The organism is Nocardiopsis aegyptia (assembly GCF_013410755.1).
GTDB lineage: Bacteria > Actinomycetota > Actinomycetes > Streptosporangiales > Streptosporangiaceae > Nocardiopsis > Nocardiopsis aegyptia.
In genome coordinates this window covers 6,383,951-6,401,622 of the sequence record NZ_JACCFS010000001.1, presented here as the reverse complement: position 1 = coordinate 6,401,622, position 17,672 = coordinate 6,383,951, and the positions used below count along the sequence as shown (strand labels likewise).

General features: G+C 72.8%; 17 protein-coding genes and 1 pseudogene. 11 read left to right on the top strand and 7 right to left on the bottom strand.

Annotated elements, in window-relative coordinates:
* Positions 1–166: 166 nt before the first annotated feature.
* Positions 167–841, top strand: coding sequence for an HNH endonuclease family protein (locus HNR10_RS28445; RefSeq protein ID WP_179828860.1), 675 nt, complete (start codon positions 167–169; stop codon positions 839–841).
* Positions 842–889: 48 nt separating this feature from the next.
* On the opposite strand, the gene HNR10_RS28440 is transcribed toward HNR10_RS28445, so the two are convergent.
* Positions 890–1,558, bottom strand: coding sequence for an esterase/lipase family protein (locus HNR10_RS28440; protein ID WP_218898102.1), 669 nt, complete (start codon positions 1,556–1,558; stop codon positions 890–892).
* Between the two features lie 197 nt (positions 1,559–1,755).
* Here HNR10_RS28440 and HNR10_RS28435 point away from each other — a divergent pair, with 197 nt between their 5' ends.
* The 5 genes and pseudogenes from HNR10_RS28435 to HNR10_RS28420 all read left to right on the top strand — a co-directional run bounded on the left by HNR10_RS28435 (position 1,756) and on the right by HNR10_RS28420 (position 5,424).
* The gene (locus HNR10_RS28435) at positions 1,756–2,679 is read left to right on the top strand and encodes a cytochrome P450 (RefSeq protein WP_179828858.1); all 924 of its coding nucleotides are present in this window, start codon (positions 1,756–1,758) and stop codon (positions 2,677–2,679) included.
* Between the two features lie 58 nt (positions 2,680–2,737).
* Positions 2,738–3,028 (top strand): annotated as a pseudogene (locus tag HNR10_RS32075) (class I SAM-dependent methyltransferase); the annotation flags it as partial.
* A gap of 44 nt (positions 3,029–3,072) precedes the next feature.
* Entirely contained in the window at positions 3,073–3,417 is a 345-nt protein-coding gene (locus HNR10_RS32070; RefSeq protein WP_312889440.1) for a hypothetical protein, read from the top strand.
* Positions 3,418–3,572: 155 nt separating this feature from the next.
* Positions 3,573–4,244 carry a hypothetical protein gene (locus tag HNR10_RS28425; protein WP_179828856.1) on the top strand — a complete coding sequence of 224 codons (672 nt, stop codon included), beginning with the start codon at positions 3,573–3,575 and terminating at the stop codon, positions 4,242–4,244.
* A gap of 37 nt (positions 4,245–4,281) precedes the next feature.
* Positions 4,282–5,424, top strand: a complete 1,143-nt coding sequence (locus HNR10_RS28420; protein ID WP_246406456.1) for a helix-turn-helix domain-containing protein — start codon at positions 4,282–4,284, stop codon at positions 5,422–5,424.
* Between the two features lie 22 nt (positions 5,425–5,446).
* On the opposite strand, the gene HNR10_RS28415 is transcribed toward HNR10_RS28420, so the two are convergent.
* On the bottom strand, positions 5,447–6,478 hold the full coding sequence (locus HNR10_RS28415) for a sodium:calcium antiporter (RefSeq protein WP_179828855.1): 1,032 nt from the start codon (positions 6,476–6,478) through the stop codon (positions 5,447–5,449).
* A gap of 160 nt (positions 6,479–6,638) precedes the next feature.
* The gene (locus HNR10_RS28410; protein WP_179828853.1) at positions 6,639–7,697 is read right to left on the bottom strand and encodes an alpha/beta hydrolase; all 1,059 of its coding nucleotides are present in this window, start codon (positions 7,695–7,697) and stop codon (positions 6,639–6,641) included.
* Between the two features lie 176 nt (positions 7,698–7,873).
* On the opposite strand from HNR10_RS28410, the gene HNR10_RS28405 reads away from it, so the two are divergent.
* Positions 7,874–8,572, top strand: coding sequence for a VOC family protein (locus HNR10_RS28405; RefSeq protein WP_312889439.1), 699 nt, complete (start codon positions 7,874–7,876; stop codon positions 8,570–8,572).
* 32 nt (positions 8,573–8,604) lie between these two features.
* The gene (locus HNR10_RS28400) at positions 8,605–9,717 is read left to right on the top strand and encodes a PucR family transcriptional regulator (RefSeq protein WP_179828850.1); all 1,113 of its coding nucleotides are present in this window, start codon (positions 8,605–8,607) and stop codon (positions 9,715–9,717) included.
* Positions 9,718–9,780: 63 nt separating this feature from the next.
* Here the strand turns inward: HNR10_RS28400 and HNR10_RS28395 are convergent, their stop codons facing one another.
* Positions 9,781–11,247 carry a carboxylesterase/lipase family protein gene (locus HNR10_RS28395; RefSeq protein ID WP_179828848.1) on the bottom strand — a complete coding sequence of 489 codons (1,467 nt, stop codon included), beginning with the start codon at positions 11,245–11,247 and terminating at the stop codon, positions 9,781–9,783.
* Positions 11,248–11,322: 75 nt separating this feature from the next.
* Positions 11,323–12,192 carry an alpha/beta hydrolase family protein gene (locus HNR10_RS28390; RefSeq protein ID WP_179828846.1) on the bottom strand — a complete coding sequence of 290 codons (870 nt, stop codon included), beginning with the start codon at positions 12,190–12,192 and terminating at the stop codon, positions 11,323–11,325.
* Between the two features lie 366 nt (positions 12,193–12,558).
* On the opposite strand from HNR10_RS28390, the gene HNR10_RS28385 reads away from it, so the two are divergent.
* From HNR10_RS28385 to HNR10_RS28375, 3 genes are all read left to right on the top strand, one after another.
* The gene (locus tag HNR10_RS28385) at positions 12,559–13,509 is read left to right on the top strand and encodes an SCO0930 family lipoprotein (protein ID WP_179828844.1); all 951 of its coding nucleotides are present in this window, start codon (positions 12,559–12,561) and stop codon (positions 13,507–13,509) included.
* A gap of 158 nt (positions 13,510–13,667) precedes the next feature.
* On the top strand, positions 13,668–14,219 hold the full coding sequence (locus tag HNR10_RS28380; protein WP_179828842.1) for a sigma-70 family RNA polymerase sigma factor: 552 nt from the start codon (positions 13,668–13,670) through the stop codon (positions 14,217–14,219).
* Complete coding sequence (locus HNR10_RS28375; RefSeq protein ID WP_179828840.1) at positions 14,216–14,914, top strand: zf-HC2 domain-containing protein; 699 nt, start codon at positions 14,216–14,218, stop codon at positions 14,912–14,914. Before HNR10_RS28380 ends, HNR10_RS28375 begins: the two co-directional genes overlap by 4 nt.
* Positions 14,915–15,208: 294 nt before the next feature.
* On the opposite strand, the gene HNR10_RS31855 is transcribed toward HNR10_RS28375, so the two are convergent.
* Together HNR10_RS31855 and HNR10_RS28365 are read right to left on the bottom strand one after the other, a co-directional pair.
* Positions 15,209–17,152 carry a caspase, EACC1-associated type gene (locus tag HNR10_RS31855; protein WP_179828838.1) on the bottom strand — a complete coding sequence of 648 codons (1,944 nt, stop codon included), beginning with the start codon at positions 17,150–17,152 and terminating at the stop codon, positions 15,209–15,211.
* On the bottom strand, positions 17,149–17,538 hold the full coding sequence (locus HNR10_RS28365) for an effector-associated constant component EACC1 (protein ID WP_179828836.1): 390 nt from the start codon (positions 17,536–17,538) through the stop codon (positions 17,149–17,151). The genes HNR10_RS31855 and HNR10_RS28365 overlap by 4 nt, the downstream gene beginning before the upstream one ends.
* Positions 17,539–17,672 lie beyond the last annotated feature (134 nt).

Sequence of the window (17,672 nt, the reverse complement as noted above, 5' to 3'; positions counted from 1 at the left end):
CCCGGGCCGCCCGAGGACCCGGGCCGGTGCCCGACGCGATCGGGCCGGACATCGGGCGGCAACACGGCCGTAGGGACGATTTCACCGTACGGATCTGGCCGTCGGCCGCGACAGCCATCATCGTGTGGGTGTCCGAACGCCCGCCTCCCGTACCGGAGGAGTCACGTTGCGCACATCCCCTGTCCCCCTCCCCCCGAGACCCACCGCGCTCCGCCTGCTCGCCCTCGTCGTCACCGCGTTCCTCGTCGCCGTCCTGGGCTGGGCCGCCCCCGCCTCCGCCCACCACGTCCTCCCCCCGGGCATCCCGTCGACCTCCACGGCCCAGTCCCAGCTCGACTCCCTGACCGTGCGCCCCAAGAACAGCGGCGCGGGCTACGACCGCAGCCTGTTCCCGCACTGGGTCACCGTCCAGACCCCGTGCGACGCGCGCGAGTACGTGCTGCGCCGTGACGGCCACACCGTCTCGGTCGACGGCTCCTGCCGTGCCACCTCCGGCCGCTGGTCCAGCGAGTACGACGGCGTCTGGACCGGGAACTCCTCCGACTTCGACATCGACCACATGGTGCCGCTCCACGACGCCTGGCGCTCCGGGGCGAACACGTGGACCACCTCCCAGCGGCGCGCCTTCGCCAACGACGTCGACGCCCCGCAGCTGTGGGCGGTCACGGCCTCCAGCAACCGCACCAAGGGCGACCGCGACCCCGCGTCGTGGCTGCCGCCCCGCACCGCGATCCACTGCGACTACGTCAAGTCCTGGGTCAACGTGAAGTACCGCTACGACCTCTCGGTCACCTCCGCCGAGAAGTCCGCCATCCGGAACACCATCGACACCCGCTGCTGACGCCGCCCGTGCGGGCGCCCGTCGGGCGCCCGCACGGCACGGCCGGGGTCAGGACAGGACGTCGCGGACGTCCTCGGACACGTCGTCGTCGCGCAGGAAGGCCGTGTGGGAGACACAGCCGACGAGCCGGTTGTCGGCGCCGGCCAGGGTCACGTTGGTGGAGGGCCGGACGATGAGGTCGCAGAACGAGCGGAAGGTCGTGTAGGCCGTGTCGCCGGGCGTGGGGTCGCCGGTGTTGAGCTCCTGGAGGAAGTCGGAGCCCTCGACGACCTCCTGGCAGGAGGGAGAGGTCGTCACGCACGGCAGGCGCACGCTGGACCCCTCGTTGGGACCGGCGAGCGAGATCCAGTGGTCGACGTCCTCGTGTCCGCCGAGGACCTTGAGGTACCAGCGGGACGACAGCCCGCCCATGGAGTGGGTGACGATGTCCACCGCGTCGGCACCGGTCCCGGCGAGGATCGCGTCGACCTCCCGTGCGATGAGCTCGGCGGTCTCGGTGTTGGAGGCGTCGTCGTCGTAGTCGATCGCGTGGAGCCGGTCCCGCTCCCAGCCGCCGTCGGTGAAGTCGGAGATCATCGAGTCCCAGTTGGCCGCGTTGCCGCTGTAGCCGTGCACGAAGAGCACGGGGTCGCGCTCCTGTGCGTGGGCGGTGGCGGGCGCCGTCAGCAGACCGGCCAGGGCCACCAGCGCCGCGGCGGGGGCGAGGGAGAGCCGCATCGTGGGCTCCTTTCCGTCGGGAGCCACGATCGTCCGTCATGCGCACACCTGTGCGCATCCGTTGAAGCACGGGCTGTGGTCGTCTCCGTACGCACGGCCGCCTTCCGCGCCCACGGCCGTCGCGTCACGGCGGACGGAAGGGACCCGCCACCGTCGTTTCGGCGGCCACCGAACCGATCCGGCCGTAGCGTCGCTCCATGCACGCGCGAACGACACTCATCACAGGGAACGCCGATGTCCGCGCCGTCCTGGACGATCCCCGATTCACCGTCCCGCCCGTCCACGACGCGGCGCCGGCCTCCCCGCCCCCGGCACGGTCGCGCCCCTGCCTGGCGTGGCTGCGGAGCACGGCCGTGCGCTTCAGCAACGGGGAACGGCACCTGCGGCGGCGCTCGGTGGTCCTCGACCTGCTGGCGGGGCTCGCCCCGCTCGACCTGCTCACCGACGCCGCCGAGCGCACCCGTGCCCTCTCCCTCCACGGCTCCACAGGTTCGCCGGGATCCGTGGGCGACGCGGTGGTGTTCGCGCCGGTCGCGGTCCTCGGCGCCCGCCTGGGTATCGCCGGGCAGGACCTGGCCGCGGCGGTGGACGCGGTCCGCGCGATCGCCGGCGTCTACCTCGGCGGTGCCGACAGCGACCGGCTCCCATCCGCCGACGCGGCGGTGCGCCTGCTGTCCGGTCTCCTCGGCACCGACGGCGACGAGGAGCGCACCGCCCAGCGCATTGTGCTGCTCGTACAGTGCTGCGCGGCGACCGCCGGACTGATCCGCAACACGCTCGCCCTCGCCGACGAGCACCGGCCCGCCTGGGACCGCACCCCTCCCGTGGCCGACCTGGTGACGGAGACACTGCGCTTCGATCCCCCGGCCCGCCGCACCCGGCGGGTGGCCTCGGTGGACGCGTCCGTGGCCGGCGAAACGATCCCCGCGGGCACCGAGGTCGTGCTCGACCTGGCGGCCGCCAACCGGGACCCCGCCGTCTTCGCCGACCCCGACCGCTTCCTCCCCGGCCGTCCCGACACCCGCCACCTCGCCTTCGGCCACGGCCTGCGCCCCTGCCCGGGCTCCGACCACGCCACCGCCCTGGCCTGCGGCGTCCTGGACTCCATTCTCACCCCGTAGGAGAGGCACCGGAAGAAACCGGGCGCCGGCGCGGTCCGGCAGGTACCGTGTCCGGTGGATCCGCCTGACCCGATCGTGCGACGACGGCTCGACCGACTCGGCCGCCCACACCGGCAAGCTGACCGCCACGCTGGTCGCGCTGGGGGCCGACGTCACCGCGGTCGAGCCCGACACCGCCATGCTGACCGAGCTGCGCCACTCGCTGCCGGGCGTCCGCGCCCTGTCGGGCCGCGCCGAGGCGATACCGCTGCCGGACGCCTCCGTCGACGCCGTCCTGGCCGGCAACGCCATGCACTGGTTCGACATGGCCGTCGCGGGACCCGAGATCGCCAGGGTCCTCGCGCCCGGCGGCGTCCTGGCCGGCCTGTGGAACGTCGTGGACGACAGCGTCGAGTGGGGGCCGGGCTCGCACAGGTCAGCGGGAGCGCCGCCATCGGTCCGCGTGACACGCCCGCCGGCCGGCGCACCGCGACGGCCGACCTGCACCTGGCGAGGACCGGCGGGGCGCCCCGGTTCGGCTCGCCGGAGCGGGCCGGGTTCCCGCACGGTCAGCGCCGCAGCGCCGACTCCCTGGTCGCGACCCTCGCGACGCGCGCGGGGATGCTGGTCATGCCGGAACGGGAACGGGCCGCCGCGCTGACCCGTATCCGCGCGTTCCCCGCGAGCCGGCCGGAGACCGCCCACGGCGAGTTCACCCTCCCGATGCTGTCCAGCGTGCTGCGCGTTCGACGCCTCTGACCCCCGTCGCCCCTTCGGCGGTGCGCTGCCAGCCCCTCCGGGCTCCGGAATGTCACCGCCCGCGCGGATGATGGTGACCGGGAGTGCCGGCACTCGACCTTCGTCCCGCGAACGAGGCGGCGTCCCCCCAGCCGACGAGTCCGAAAGGCGGCCCCGTGCTCATCGACCCACTGGCCCGAGAGAATCGACTGCGGCAGATCGGCACCTCCTGGGAGGTCCTGGAGACGGCCCTGCGCCGGAGCGAGGCCGGATGGCGCAGCGCCACCCCCAACCACAGCCGCACCGCCCCCGGCCAGCGCGCCTACGACGAACGCCTGGCGGCGCTGCGCGAGGAGCAGAAGATCCGCTTCGGCTGGGAGAACGCCTGCCTCCTGCAGATCGAGCTCACCGTCGACCCCGAGCGGACCGTCGCCATCCAGACCCTCCTCGGCGACCACAACACCGGCGACCCGCTCGCCGCGTGCCCGCGCAACAAGAACCCGCGCGGTTTCAACGGACGCGTCCTGCTGACCGGGGAGCACGAGACCGAACAGCTCAGCCTCTTCCCGGACGACGTGCTGCCGATCCCCGTCCGGGACGTGGCCGAACTGGAGGGCTACGAGGGCCTGAGCACCTGGGTGTTCCTCGTCCACCGCACCGAGGACCGCGAGGACGGCCGCACGCTCTGGCATAGTGAGCTGTCTCGTCCGCACCCTCCGAACGACCAGGGCCTGATCACCGGCTGGTTCGAGCGCATCACGCTCCCCACCGTGGAGATCGGTGCCGTGGCGCACCCGGGAGTGGAGGAGGAACCGGAGCAGATCCGCATTCCGGTCAACGACCGCTGACGACCACCGGCCCGGCGGGCGCGCTTCCCGCCGGGTCATGAACGACGACAGGGCTGTACACACCATGGTCACGCCATCACGCATCCGGCTCGCTCGGGAGCGCAGGGCACTCACCCTCGCGCGGTTGGCGCGGATGAGCGGGATCTCCCAGCAGGCCCTGTCCGGGTACGAGAACGGCCTGGCCGAGCCCACCCATGAGTCGGTGCGCGCGATCGCGCACGCCCTCGGCTTCCCCGTCGCCTTCCTCGCCGCGGACGAGATCGAGGAGATCCCCTCCGAGGCCGTGGCGTTCCGCGCCCGCACCAAGACCTCCCTGCGCAAGCAGCGGGCGGTCCGGGCCCAGGCCGCGCTGGGCGTGGAACTCAACGACTGGCTGACCGACCACTTCACCCTGCCCCCGCCGCGCGTGCCCACCTACGGCAAGCCCTTCCCCGAGGCCGCCGCGGAGATGGTGCGCTCCCTGTGGGAGCTCGGCGACGCCGCCGCCCCGAACCTGGTGCACCTGCTGGAGGCGCACGGCGTCCGGGTGTTCTCGCTCGACACCGAGCACCAGGACGTCGACGCCTTCAGCTTCTGGCGCGACTCCGTGCCCTACGTCTTCCTCAACACGGCCAAGAGCGGCGAGCGCGGCCGGTTCGACGCCGCCCACGAGCTCGGCCACCTGGTCATGCACGGCCACGAGCGGCCCTCCAGCGGCCCGGAGGCCGAGCGCGAGGCCAACCAGTTCGCGAGCGCCTTCCTGCTGCCGCGCGCCGACGTCGTCGGCCGGATGCCCTCGGGCGCCCAGGTCGACCAGCTCCTCGAGGCCAAGGGCATCTGGCGGGTGTCGGCGATGGCGCTGACCTACCGCCTGCACGACCTCGACCTGCTGACGGACTGGCAGTACCGCGCGGCCTGCCGGCGGCTCGCGGAGCTGGGGTACCGTTCGGGCGAGCCCGACGGCATCGCGCGGGAGACCTCGCAGATCCTGCCCAAGGTCTTCGCGCTGCTGCGCCGCGGGGGACGCACGCCCGCCTCGGTCGCCGCCGAGCTGTCCGTGCCGCTGACGGAGCTGAACGCGCTGGTCTTCGGACTGTCGTTCGTCGCCCGGCCGGGGGCGGGCGGCCGACAGGACCCGGCTCGCTCCGCCAGGCCCGTCCTTCGTGTGGTCCCCGACCACGGCACCGACGCGGGGAGCTGACCGGGGACGCCGGCCGGCGGGGTCAGCCGAGGCCGACGAGCATGGCCACGCCGGCCGCGTAGAAGGCGAACAGCGCGATCCCCTCGAACCCGATGCCGGACTCCTGGCGGCGGATCAGACCCGCCGCGACCAGCAGGTTGAGGACGACGCTCAGTCCGATGAACAGGTACACCCGGTCGTCCATCTCGGCGTAGACGGGCCCCTCCCGGTAGGCGATGTCGGAGGCGGACAGGAACAGCACGTCGAAGCCGTTTCCGCCGACGATGTCGCCGAGCGCCAGGTGCAGCGCGCGGATGCGGACCGCGTACAGCACCGTCACGAGTTCGGGCAGGGAGGTGACCACCCCGGTGATGAGCGCGCCCACCAGCCCACTCGACATCCCCGTGCGTTCGACCAGCGACAGCCCGGCCTCACCGACGAGGTAGCCGGTGACGGCGACCACGGCGGCGAGGGCGGCGAACTTCGCCCACATCCGGGCCAACGGCTCGCCTTCGTCGAAGGAGTCCGGATCCGGAACGTCCTCGCGCGTGCGGCGGGTCTGCTTCACCAGCCACATCGGTGCCGCCCCGACCTTGCGTGACAGGCGCAGCCAGTACCAGTAGCAGACGACGATCAGGAGGGACGCCGGGTGGACGCCCAGGACGCTGATCGGCGGTCCGGCACCGGCCACCAGCGCCACGCCGAGCATGATGCACAACCCCACCGGTGCGAGCAGGTTGGGCACGGAGGCGGCCGCGTGTTCCAGGTTCGCCCGCCGATAGAACACGTCCGCCAGCGCGATGAAGACGGTCTGCGCGGCGATCCCGCCCAGGGCGTTGTTCATGGCGAAGGCCGCGTCGCCGTCGGCCGCCCCGACGATGCTGGTGATCAGACCGGGCAGCGAGGTCACCGCGCCGATCAGGACGATTCCGGCCAGGGTCTCGCCCATGCCGGTCCGGTCGGCCAGCCGGTCGACCAGTCGGGTGAACGGCCCGGCCCCCACGACGAGGAGCACGGCAGCGCCCACGATGACCGCCACGTCCCAGACCACGCCCGACCCTCCTGTCAGCTCCACGCCTCGCCGATCCCCGCCCACTGGCTACCCGTTCCACCGCGGCTCCGTCGAATCCGGTGGCGGAGCCGCCCGGCGTGGCCCGGTGGCGGGGTTGTGTGGCGGGATCCGGTGACGGGGTCCTGTCACCGTCGATCATCGGGCGTGCGGCCGGGCCGCGTGCTCAACGACCGAACTCCGGCGTGTCCCGGCCCGGGTCCGTGAGGCGTCTCCGCAGGAAGTCGTCCACGGTCGCGAATCCGAACCTCGTCCGTTCACCGTCGGCGTCGGCGTGGGTGTCCGTGTGGGCACCTGTGCGGGCGTGGGCAGGTGCCGGGGCGGTGCCGACGGCAGAGTCCGGACCGGGCGCGCGGCGCCGCACGGCTTCGGCCGCCCCCTCCCGCTCCAGCCGGCCGTCGTCCATCACCGCGGCGGCCTGCCCGTCGAGGCCGCCGGCCCGGTTGAGGAAACCGTGCCCGAAACCGTCGAGCAGGTACAGCTCGCTCGACGCACCCGCCGCGGCCAGCGCGTCGTGCAGGAGTTCGCTCTGGGTGTGCCGGACCAGGGCGTCGGAGGTTCCGTGGGAGAGCTGGAAGGGCGGGGCGTCGGCGTGCACCCAGGTCAGCGGACAGGCGTAGCGGGCCGCGGCCGGCACCTCGGACGGTGCTCCGCCCAGCAGCCGTCCCTCCGGCGACGACGCGGCGTCCGCGTCCGGACGCCCCGCCGACGCCTCGGCGGCCACGGCCGCCAGGTCCACGGGGGCGTAGGACGCGACGACGGCCCGCACCGACGGGTCGCCGTCGGTGTCCTGCTCGTCCGGTAGGGCGCCGAGGTGGCCGGTCAGACCCGCCAGCGCGGCCAGGTGGCCGCCCGCGGAACCGCCCCACACCGCGACGGCCCGCGGGTCGATCCCGTACTCGCCGGCGTGCGCGCGCAGGAAGCGGATCGCGGCCCGCACGTCGTGCAGCGGGGCGGGGAAGGACGCCTGCCCGGAGAGCCGGTAGTCGATGCTCGCGAAGGCGCATCCGGTGGCGCGCACGCGGTCGGTGAGGTCGGGCGCCTGGGTCCGGTCGCCGGTGTACCACCCGCCTCCGTGCACCCAGAGCACGATCGGGACGGGGTGGTCGGCGGAGGCGGGGCGATACAGGTCGAGCAGGAGGTCGCCGGTCCCGCGCCGCGCGAAGGTGATTCCGGGGTCGATCACGGTCAGGGGGGCGGGGTCGGAGGACGAGGCATGGGTCATGCCCTCCATGGTGCTGTGCCCGTGTTCCGCCGGCACCACGGGCACGGGTCCGCCGCCGCGTCGGACCGTGGTCGGGCCGGGCGGGCGGGAGTGCCCCGGGAGGTGCCGACGCGGACGCCAGAACCGGTCAGGAATCGAGAAGCGCTGGTCAGCGCGTCGGGCCTAGCGTGATGAACATGGCCGACATCGCATCCGTCACCCTCGAGGTGGACGACACCGCAGCCGCCCGTCACTTCTACAGCACCGCCTTCGGACTGGACTCACAGGTGCGCCTGCGGGCCGCGCGGGAACCCACGACCGGGTTCCGCGGGTTCACGCTCTCGCTCGTGGTGTCCCAGCCCGCGGACGCCAAGGGGTTCTACGACGCCGCCCTCGACGCCGGAGCCACATCGCTCAAGCCCGCCGCGAAGTCGCTCTGGGGCTACGGCGGCGTCGTGCGGGCCCCCGACGGCACCGTCTGGCAGCTCGCGACCTCGTCGAAGAAGGACACCGGTCCCGCCAGGCGCGAGATCGACGACATCGTGCTCCTGCTCGGTGTGGCCGACGTCGCCGCGACCAAGCGGTTCTACGTCGGCCGGGGCATGACCGTGGGCAAGAGCTTCGGCCGCACCTACGTCGAGTTCGAGTCCGGGGACGACCCGGTCAAGCCTGTCCCTGTACCGGCGCCGCGCCCTGGCCAAGGTCGCCGGCGTCCCGGCCGAGGGCGGCGGATCACACCGGATCGTGCTCAACGGCGGCATCGGTCCCTGCACCGACCCCGACGGGTTCACCTGGGAGCCCGTGTCCCCGTCCGCCGCGTCCTGAAGGGCCGGCAGAGCACGCGGGCGGGTTTCCACGGCCCCGGCCGCGTCTCCGATGAGACGGGCCGCCGTTGACGGCCGAGTTTCGACAGTGTGACGATGTGCGGATGTCCGACCTGCACCTGCGCATGGCAGCCCTGAGCGCCGACGTCACCTCGGCCGTCATCGAGCGCTGCCGGGCGGAGGTGCCCTACTACCGGGAGCTGCCGCGCCAGGTCCTCGAAGGCGAGGTGTCGCGGTCGGTCGAGGCCGTGCACACCCTGCTGCTGCGCACCCTGCGCGACGGCGGCGAGGTGCGACCGGGCGACCTGACGAGGCTCATCGAATGGTCGGCCCGCCGGGCGGAGGAACGCGTTCCCCTGGAGGCCGTGACCGCCGCCTACCTCGTGGGCGCCCAGGAGTGGTGGCACAGCCTGGCCGCGGCGGCCGAGCCAGGCGAGCTGGCCGAGGCGGGCGCCAACCTGCTCACCTGCCTGCGCACGGCCATGCCCGCCGTCGTACTCGCCCACCAGCAGGCGCAGGAGGACCTCAACAGCGAGGACAAGCGCGTCCGCCGCGCCCTGCTCACCGCTCTCCTGGACGGCCGCCCGTACGAGGGGCCGGCGGAGGCCGCGCGGGTCGCGGTGGCCGGAGAGCACGAGGTCATGGCGTTCGCCTTCGACGCGGACCCGCCGACCAGGCTGGTGCAGTCCTCCCTCGACGCCCACACGGGTGTTCCGGTGCTGATGGACCCCGTGGCGGGGATCGCGCTGCTGCCGGGCCGGCCCGACCTGCCGGATCTGGTGGCCACGCTCGCGCGCGACGTGGGCGAGCCCCTGCTCGCCGCCGGGGCGCCCGCCGCCGACCCCGCGGCCGTCCCCGCCGCGGCGGCCGAGGCGCGCCGGGTGCTCGATCTGGTCCAACGGCTCGGGCGCCCGCCCGGGTTCTACCGCCTCGACGACGTGCTGTTGGAGTACCAGCTCGCCCGGCCCGGCGACGCGCTGGTCCGGCTGGCCGCCAAGCTCGACCCGCTGGAGGAGCACCCCTACCTGATGGAGACCCTGCGGGTGTTCGTCGACCGCGGGCACAACCGCCGCCAGACCGCCCTGGCGCTGTCCATCCACCGCAACACCCTGGACTACCGGCTGCAGCGGGTGAGCACGCTGACCGGTCTGGACTTCGCCGTGCCCGCCGAGGCCCGCCTGCTCCAGGCGGCGCTCACCGTCCGCGATCTCGGCTGAGGCCCCGGGGCCGTGCGGCACGTGCGACGCGTGCGACGCGTGCGGCGCGTACGGCGCCAGGGGTCAGAGCCACACCCGCAGCTCCTCGTCGCGTGGTGCGAAGGCCACGCCCGAGTCCGGGTCGTCGAAGACCATGACCGGCCGCCGTCGCGACCACTCGGCCCACCCGGGGTCCCCCGAGGTCGCGAAGGACACCCAGGCCCGGTGCATGGCGTCGGCCAGGGCCTGTGGGGCGCCGGTGCCGGTCAGCTCCGCACCGGAGCGCAGGGTGTCGAAGACGAAGCCGATCTCCAGCGCGTGGCAGGCACCGAGATCCATCACGGGTGAGCGCCAGGCGAACTCGTAGACGAACGTCCGGGGCCGCGAGGAGACGGGAGGGGCCGAGGGGTTCTGGGGGGCCTGAGGGTCCGTGGAGTGCGAGGGGGCCAACCGGGAGTCCGCCAGCCGGTTCAGGGGTCCGCGCAGCAGCTTGTCCGTGGCCATCTCCCCGAGGATCTCCGCCGGTGCGGCTCCCGGCCGAGCCGACCGGTACAGCCGCGCCACGCGTCCGGGGATCCGGAACCTCAGCAGCGCCAGCCGCAGCGTCAGGGCGTTGACGCGCTCGACCATCCCGGTCGGCACGAACCACAGCCGGTACTCCTCCCGGTTGGCGCCCAGCAGCAGGTCGACGTCGGCGGGCGCGGGATCGGCCGGCACCACGTCGCCGTCGACCACGATGTGGAAGCCCGGTCCGCCGCCGATCGGGTCCGCCCCGCCGACCACCGCGTCCTGCGCGTCCAGCAGCCGCTCCCGGTCCACCGCCGCGAACGCCTCGGCCGTGGCGGGCACCCCCAGCTCCTTCGCCATCAGCCGCACCGCCCTCGCGCCCTCGCCGCGCGGGACGGTGTGCGGCGGCCCGCTCTGCATGATCGCCCGGCGGAACAGCCCCTTCGCCCGCGGGCTGGTGGTCAGGGCCGCGATGCTGATGGCACCCGCCGACTCACCGAACACGGTGACGTTGCCCGGGTCCCCTCCGAAGGCGGCGACGTTGTCGCGGACCCACTCCAGCGCCGCGATCTGGTCGAGCAGGCCGCGGTTGTCGGGTGCGTCGGGGAAGACTCCGAAACCCTCGACCCCGAGCCGGTAGTTGACCGACACGAGCACGACACCGTCGCGCGCGAACGCCGAGCCGTCGTAGAGCGGCAGGCCCGTGGACCCGTTGCGCAGCGAGCCCCCGTGGATCCACACCATCACCGGCCGCGCTCCCCCACCGCCCTCGGGTGCCCAGACATTCAGGTTGAGGCACCCGTCCCCCGGGACGTCGACCGTGGGGATCAGCCGGTCCAGGGGCGCCCGGTAGGGGCGTTGGGGCGCGGTCGGCCCGAACTCCAACGCGTCCCGCACCCCCTCCCACGGTTCGACGGGAGCCGGGGAGCCGAACCGGCGGGCGCCGAAGGGCGGCGCCGCGTAGGGGATGCCGAGATAGGCCGCGACCCCGTCCCGGACCAGCCCCCGCACCTTGCCCTGCCGGGTGCTCGCGATGGTGTGCATCAGTGTCCTTTCCATGGACGGTCAGCGAACCGCCCCCGGCCGACAGGACCGGGGGCGGGGTCGATCAGCAGGGGGTCACTGGGCGGGGGCCGGGAACTGGTCCGCCAGAGCGTTGCGGCGGACGTCCGACCACGTCTCGTCGTCGGTGCAGATGCCGCAGTCGGGTCCGAAGAACTCCGGATAGGCCGCCTGGTCGCCCATCAGGTGCAGGCGGAACCAGGCGGTCGTCGGCGCCGCGAACGGCCCGGGGTCGCCCACCACCGTCAGGTGGTTCGCGCCGCGGACCTCTCCGTAGATCGCCGGGATGTGGTCGGCGTCGCCGTAGAACCTCTTCACCAGCCAGGGGAACACGATGCTGTCGCGCTGTCCGGCCATGAGGAAGGCCGGAACGTCCACGTCGTCGATGTCGGCCAGGGGCCCGGGCTGGATCGGCAGAATGGTGTCCACCCGCGGATCGTCACCGACCACGATCGAGGCCGCGCCGCCCTGGGAGTGGCCCGACGCGCCGATGTTCTCCAGGTCGACCCGGCCGTGGAACTCACTGCCGGAGTCGGCATCCCTGCGTTCGAGCAGGTCGATGCCGGCCCGCATGGAGATCCCGAGGTTGCTCTGCGGGGTGTTGGCGGCCGCGACGATGAAGCCGTGGCTCGCCCAGTGCAGCATCAGCTCCCGGTAGACCACCGGGAAGGCGAACGTGCCGTTGCCCCACACGATCACGGGGTGTCTGCGGTCGCTGTCGGCGATGTCGCGGGGGTAGTAGAGGGTGGTCACCGCGCCGACGTCCACGGCGGTGGCGTAGGGACCGGGGTCCCCGAAACCGCCGGCGGCGGCAACCGCGGTGCCGGGAACGGTGTCCGCCGGCGCGGGCGCGGCGGCGGCGCCGGCCGGGCCGGACAGTGCGAGGACGAGCGCGGTCAGCGGAACGAACCATCGTCTTCCGACCATGGGGGGTGGCTCCTGACGTCACGGTGGGCCGGATCCTGACTCCGTCCCACCTGGTACGAGCCACATCCTCGCCAAGAATCCCGCCCCCGTCTCTCCGCACCCGCGGCAAACCCCGCCCCCGAAGTTCGTGCATCCTCCCGAATGGGGGAGGACGTCCTGGGCGATGTGGTCGGTCGGCCCGCCGCCCCCCTGGGGCACTCCGTTTCCCGAAAGTCCCGGGGCGGGCGGGAACTCTTTCGAGAAAACTTTGAACCGGATCCGGCCGGCATCCGTGTACCTGGTGACCGTGAGACCTCGGGCCCGGACTCAGCAACCGCGGGTTCTGATCGCAGCCCGGGACAGGAAACCTTGGAAGGGACGCGGAGCATGCGCGCGAAGAAGTTCTACCCCTTGGCCGCCGGGGCGCTCGGACTGGCCCTGCTCACCGGGTGCGGCGTCGCCGACCCCTACGCCACGGCCGGCGCCGACGCCTCCGACCCCCAGCAGGAGTCGTCTCCCGTGGAGGACGGCGCCGAGGACGCCAACCCCGCCGACGCCGTGCTGGACCTGGCCCTGCGGGGGCACGAGACCCTCGGCGAGTTGGTCACCGACGCCGCCGGCCACACCCTGTACCGCTTCGACGAGGACTCCCCCGACGAGCAGACCTCGGCGTGCTACGACGACTGCGCCGACGACTGGATCCCGGTCGCCGCGGCGGAGGAGATGACGATTCCCGGGGGCGCCGAGCGACTGGGCAGCATCGACCGCGAGGACGGCGTCGAGCAGGTGACCCTGGGCGGATGGCCGCTGTACCGCCACGCGGCCGACGCCGCCCCCGGCGACACCAACGGCGAGGGCGCGCAGGAGAAGTGGTACGCCGTGAGCCCGACGGGCACCAAGGCCCAGGATGAGCCCTGGACCGAGGGCTACTGCCCGCTGGGCTTCCAGGTGCGGCAGGACCCCGAGCTGGGTGAGATCGTCGTCGACGACGAGGGCTTCACTCTGTACCGCTTCGAGCAGGACTCCGCCGACCCGCCCGAGGCGACCTGCTTCGACGACTGCGCCGAGACCTGGCCCCCGGCCCTGGCCATGTCGGAGTTCGACTTCTCCGACGGCCTCGACGCCTCCCTGTTCGACTCGGTGGAGCGCGAGAACCGGCTGGACCAGGTGACCCTGAACGGATGGGCGCTGTACCGCTACGCCGACGACGGCGCCCCCGGCGACGTCAACGGCCACGGCGTGAACGACGTCTGGTACGCGGTCACCCCGACCGGCGCGATCGCCGGAGACGGCACCGGCACCGGCGATGACGATGACGACTCCGGCAGCGGATACTGACCCCCGCGCTCCGCGCGACTCCGCGGCCTCGGGGCGGGGCGAGACCCCCTCACCCGCCCCGAGGCCCTTCGGCTCCGCCCGGAGCGACACGGGGATTGCGGACGGGGCCCGAGTCCGCGAGGCTGGGGCCGACCAACCGCAGAGGGGGGGAGGGACGGATGGCCCTGTGGGGCTCGCGCCGTCGGCGAGAAGCCGAGGACGAGGCGCTGATCCGTTCGCTCTACGACGAGCACGGCAGGGCGGTGCTGGCCTATACCGCCCGCCTGACGGGCGACCGGTCCGCGTCCGAGGACGTCACCCAGGAGACCTTCATCCGGGCCTGGCGCAATCCCGATGTGCTGGTGAACTCCAAGGGCTCGGTGCGGGGCTGGCTGTTGACCGTGGCGCGCAACATCGTCGTCGACCGGGCCCGGGCCCGCCAGGCACGGCCCGCGGAGGTCGCCCCCGTCCCCGGTACCGAGCCGCCGCAGGACGACCACGCCGATTCCGTGGTGGACTCGATCGTGGTCATGGACGCTCTGGACAGCCTCTCCCCCGACCACCGCGCGGTCCTGGTCGAGGTATATTTCCGCAAGCGCAGTGTGGCGGAGGCCGCCCGGGTACTGGGGGTGCCGCCGGGAACGGTCAAGTCGCGCTCGTACCACGCACTGCAGGCGCTGCGCCGCCGCTTCGGCCGCCGTGCGTCGCCGGGTGAGGGGAGGGTCCGATGACGCCAGGAACCCACGACCCGGAACTGCTGGGCGCCTACGCCCTGGGAGCCCTCGACGCGCACGAGGCCGCCGCGCTGGAGGCCCACCTGGCGGGTTGCGAACCGTGCCGGACGGAGCTGCGCGAGCTGGACGCCGTCCGCGACACGCTGGGCGAGCTGCCCCCGGAGGCCTTCCTGGACGGTCCGCCGCCCGAGGGGGCCCGAGCCCCGCTGCACGCCACGATCCGGCAAGCAGGGGCCGAACGCACGGTTCAGCGCCGCCGCCGCGCCCTGCGCCTGGCGCTGGCCGCCGTCCTGGCCGGGGTGGTGCTCGCCGGGGCCGGGGTCATCACAGGACGGGTACTGGCGCCCGCGGAGCCCCAGCAGTCGGAGGTGACCCATCTGGCGTCGGGCACCGTGATCGCCGCGCAGGAAGACCCGGACACCGGGGCGAACGCCACGGTGCGCCTGGAACCCGAGTCCAGCGGCCTGCGACTGGAGTCGTTGATCACCGGTATTCCGGAGGGCGAGGAGTGCGAGGTGGTCGTCCTCACCGCGGACGGCCGTGTCGAGGTCGCCGCCACGTGGACGGTCTCCGCCGAGGCCGCGGACGCGGGCAGCCGTCCCGGCGGCTTCGTCGACGTCGACCCGCAGGACGTGGCCTCGGTGGTGGTGCGCAACGCGGCCGACACGGAGTTCGTGACCATCGTCCTGTGACCGGTGACCGGTGACCGGTGACCGGCGGTCCAGGGTGCTCCTGCGCACCGACCGGACAGGCCGAGGTCGGGACCGGTGAGGCCAGAGGCCGGGTGCCGTCGCACGGGGAGCACGGACGGCTCCCGCGGCGCGGACTTCCGCCGGCCCGGAGTCCGCGCGACCGCGACGATCCGGAGTTCGTGCGTTGTGCCGAACGGAAGGCGTCCGGCGGATCCTCCACCGGCCGCGGACCGACGGACCCGCCGAGCACGAGAAGCCCGGACCCGTCCGTCACGGGCCACCCGACCGCTGCCCCTACCTGTGGACGCGCACGACCAGTGTCCCCACGCGCCGATCATGAGGTGCTCGGGTCCAGGGGTCCGTGTGCGCCATGAGCGACTCGATGAGCACCAGGAGGTTCCCCAGCACCGGGATCGTCTGCGGCAAGCCGAAGAGGGCGGCCCTCCTGACCGCCTGCCGCTGAGAGGGTCGCCCACCGGTCCTGGCGTCCACGACCCTGACGCTCACGAGCATCTTGCCCAGGGTGGCTCCACCGTGTCCGAGGAACAACCAGTCGTAGAGGAAGAGAAGCACGCCCCAGCCCAGAAAGAACAGCGTGGCCACGATGTTGGCCATGATGTTCATGGAGCTGTCGCTGTCATCGACGAGCGTCCACACCGTGCCGACGACGGTGACGGCTCCGAACGCGAAGAGGAACGCCAGGACGTAGTCGATGGTGCGTGCGGCGAGCCTCCTCTTCAGGCTGGCCGACGAGTGACGTGCGGGCGGCGAGGGAGAAGAGCCCGCGGGAGCGGGAGGCGGAACGGACCCCGACGCGGGTGCGGGCCCCTGTGCGGGTCGAGGCGAAGGTAAGGGAACGGATCCGGCCATCGGCCCGGGGCCACCGCCGACCGGTCCGCGTGGCACACGATCCGGCGGAGTCGGACGCGGAGCCGGGGCCTGCCAGGGCAGCGACGGTGGCGGGGGCGCTGTCGTGGGAACGGACGCGGGGACCACCTCCACGCGAACGGGCACGGCGGTCTCTCCGGCCTTCCCTTCGAGCGTGAGCGAGCCCTCCCGTCTGCCCGGCCGAGCCGTGTCGACCGACACGTCCACGGTGTCCTCGACCGCCTGCGCACGGATCCAGTCGTCACCAGGGCGCGGGACACAGTCGTGGGCCAGCGCGGGACCCATCAGTTCGATCCGCCGATGCGGTTCCGGCTGGAACTGGCCGACCCGACCGAAGTCGAGCGACCCGGGCGAGGGACGGACCGACACCTCCTCGAGGGCACGCGCGGCCTCGCCCGCAACGGACTTGACGTCGTTGCGAACCAGACCGCGCAGGGCACGGCACGCCGCCTCCGCCAGTTCCAGGTCCGAGTCCTCCAAGCAGCGCCGGAGTTCGGGCACGGCTCCGAGCCGACTGAACGCGGCAGGGCTGGAGACGGCTTCCCTCACGGCCTCCGGCAGTCCCTCGCCCCCGGTCCTGCGCCGCTTGCTGCAGGCGATGTAGAGGTCTCCCTGGAGGTGGACGCTGCGACTGGGCGTCTGGTGCGGGTTCTCCCGCCGCACCTCGTCGTAGACGAAGTCGTAGACCTCGTTGATCGACACGAGTCCGTCCGCGTCCAGATCCGCCGCCCCCGAAGCCAGTCCGTCCGCGAGTGCGCGGGTGAAGACCGATGGCTGCACCTGGTGGTCCGCAGCCAGTTCCGTCCCCTCGAAGGCGTACTCCATGGCGTTGGATGCGGTGATCACCGCCCATCCTCGTCCGCTGTCGAAACCCCGTTCGGAGAAGGAGTCGAACACGTGGGCGTCTCCGCCCGCGCGTGTGCGCATGCCTTCCATGAAGGCTCCGCCATAGCAGCAGTCGAGGAACAGGACCGTGTTGCGTGAGCGCCCCTCGTTCATGCACCGGCGCACGAAGTCCGCCGGCACCGCGGTGGAGGAGAGCCGCCCGGGAAGGGTGTCGGTGGCGGCGAAGAAGAGTTCCCCCGAGGCGTTCTTCAGACCGTGGCAGGAAAAGTGCAGCAGCAGCGAGTGTTCCCTGGAGCGATCAGCGAAGAAGTCCTCCACTCGCCGAAGGATGACGTGCGCGGGCTCGTTGCGCACGACATCGACGACGAATCCGCCGATCTCGGGATTCTCCAGTACACCGGCCAGAACCACGGCGTCCTGACCGGGCGAGCGCAGGTGGTCGAGACCGTCGTTCACGTACGTGTCCGTGGCGACGATCAGGGCGTGCCGCGCGACGTCGCTCATGGCCGGTCGCCTGCGGGCGAGTGGCGGTCCACGAAAAGCTCGAACGCGCGCGCCGTCAGCTCCGGAGAGGTCTCGGAGATCTCCAGGACGTCGCCGTCGATCTCCAGCCGGATGGTCGGCCGTTCCCGGCAGCGGTCGCGCCAGCGCCTGACCGCACCGACGACCGCGCCCAATGCGGTGACCGACTGGTTCATGATCACCAGCAGCGCCCCGACCTGCGCCATGTCCCACCCACGCGCACCCAGCGGTGCTCCCGCTGACCGCACCGGCGTGACGTCGTCCACGTCGAGCTGGAGCAGTTCGCGTCTGAGCCGGCCCGACAGTTCCTCGATCTGTTCGGCCGACGCCTCCTCCTCGGTGAGGAGGATCTGCAGCGAGGTCTCCATCAGGCCACCCTCCAGGAGAGTGCGACGCGACGCCGCCCCGCCGCACGTCTTATATCCCATATTGCCCCAGTTTGTTCCCATTCTGGGTCAAGGGAACGACAAGGACATCGGCCAGGCCCCTGCGGGGGACTCGC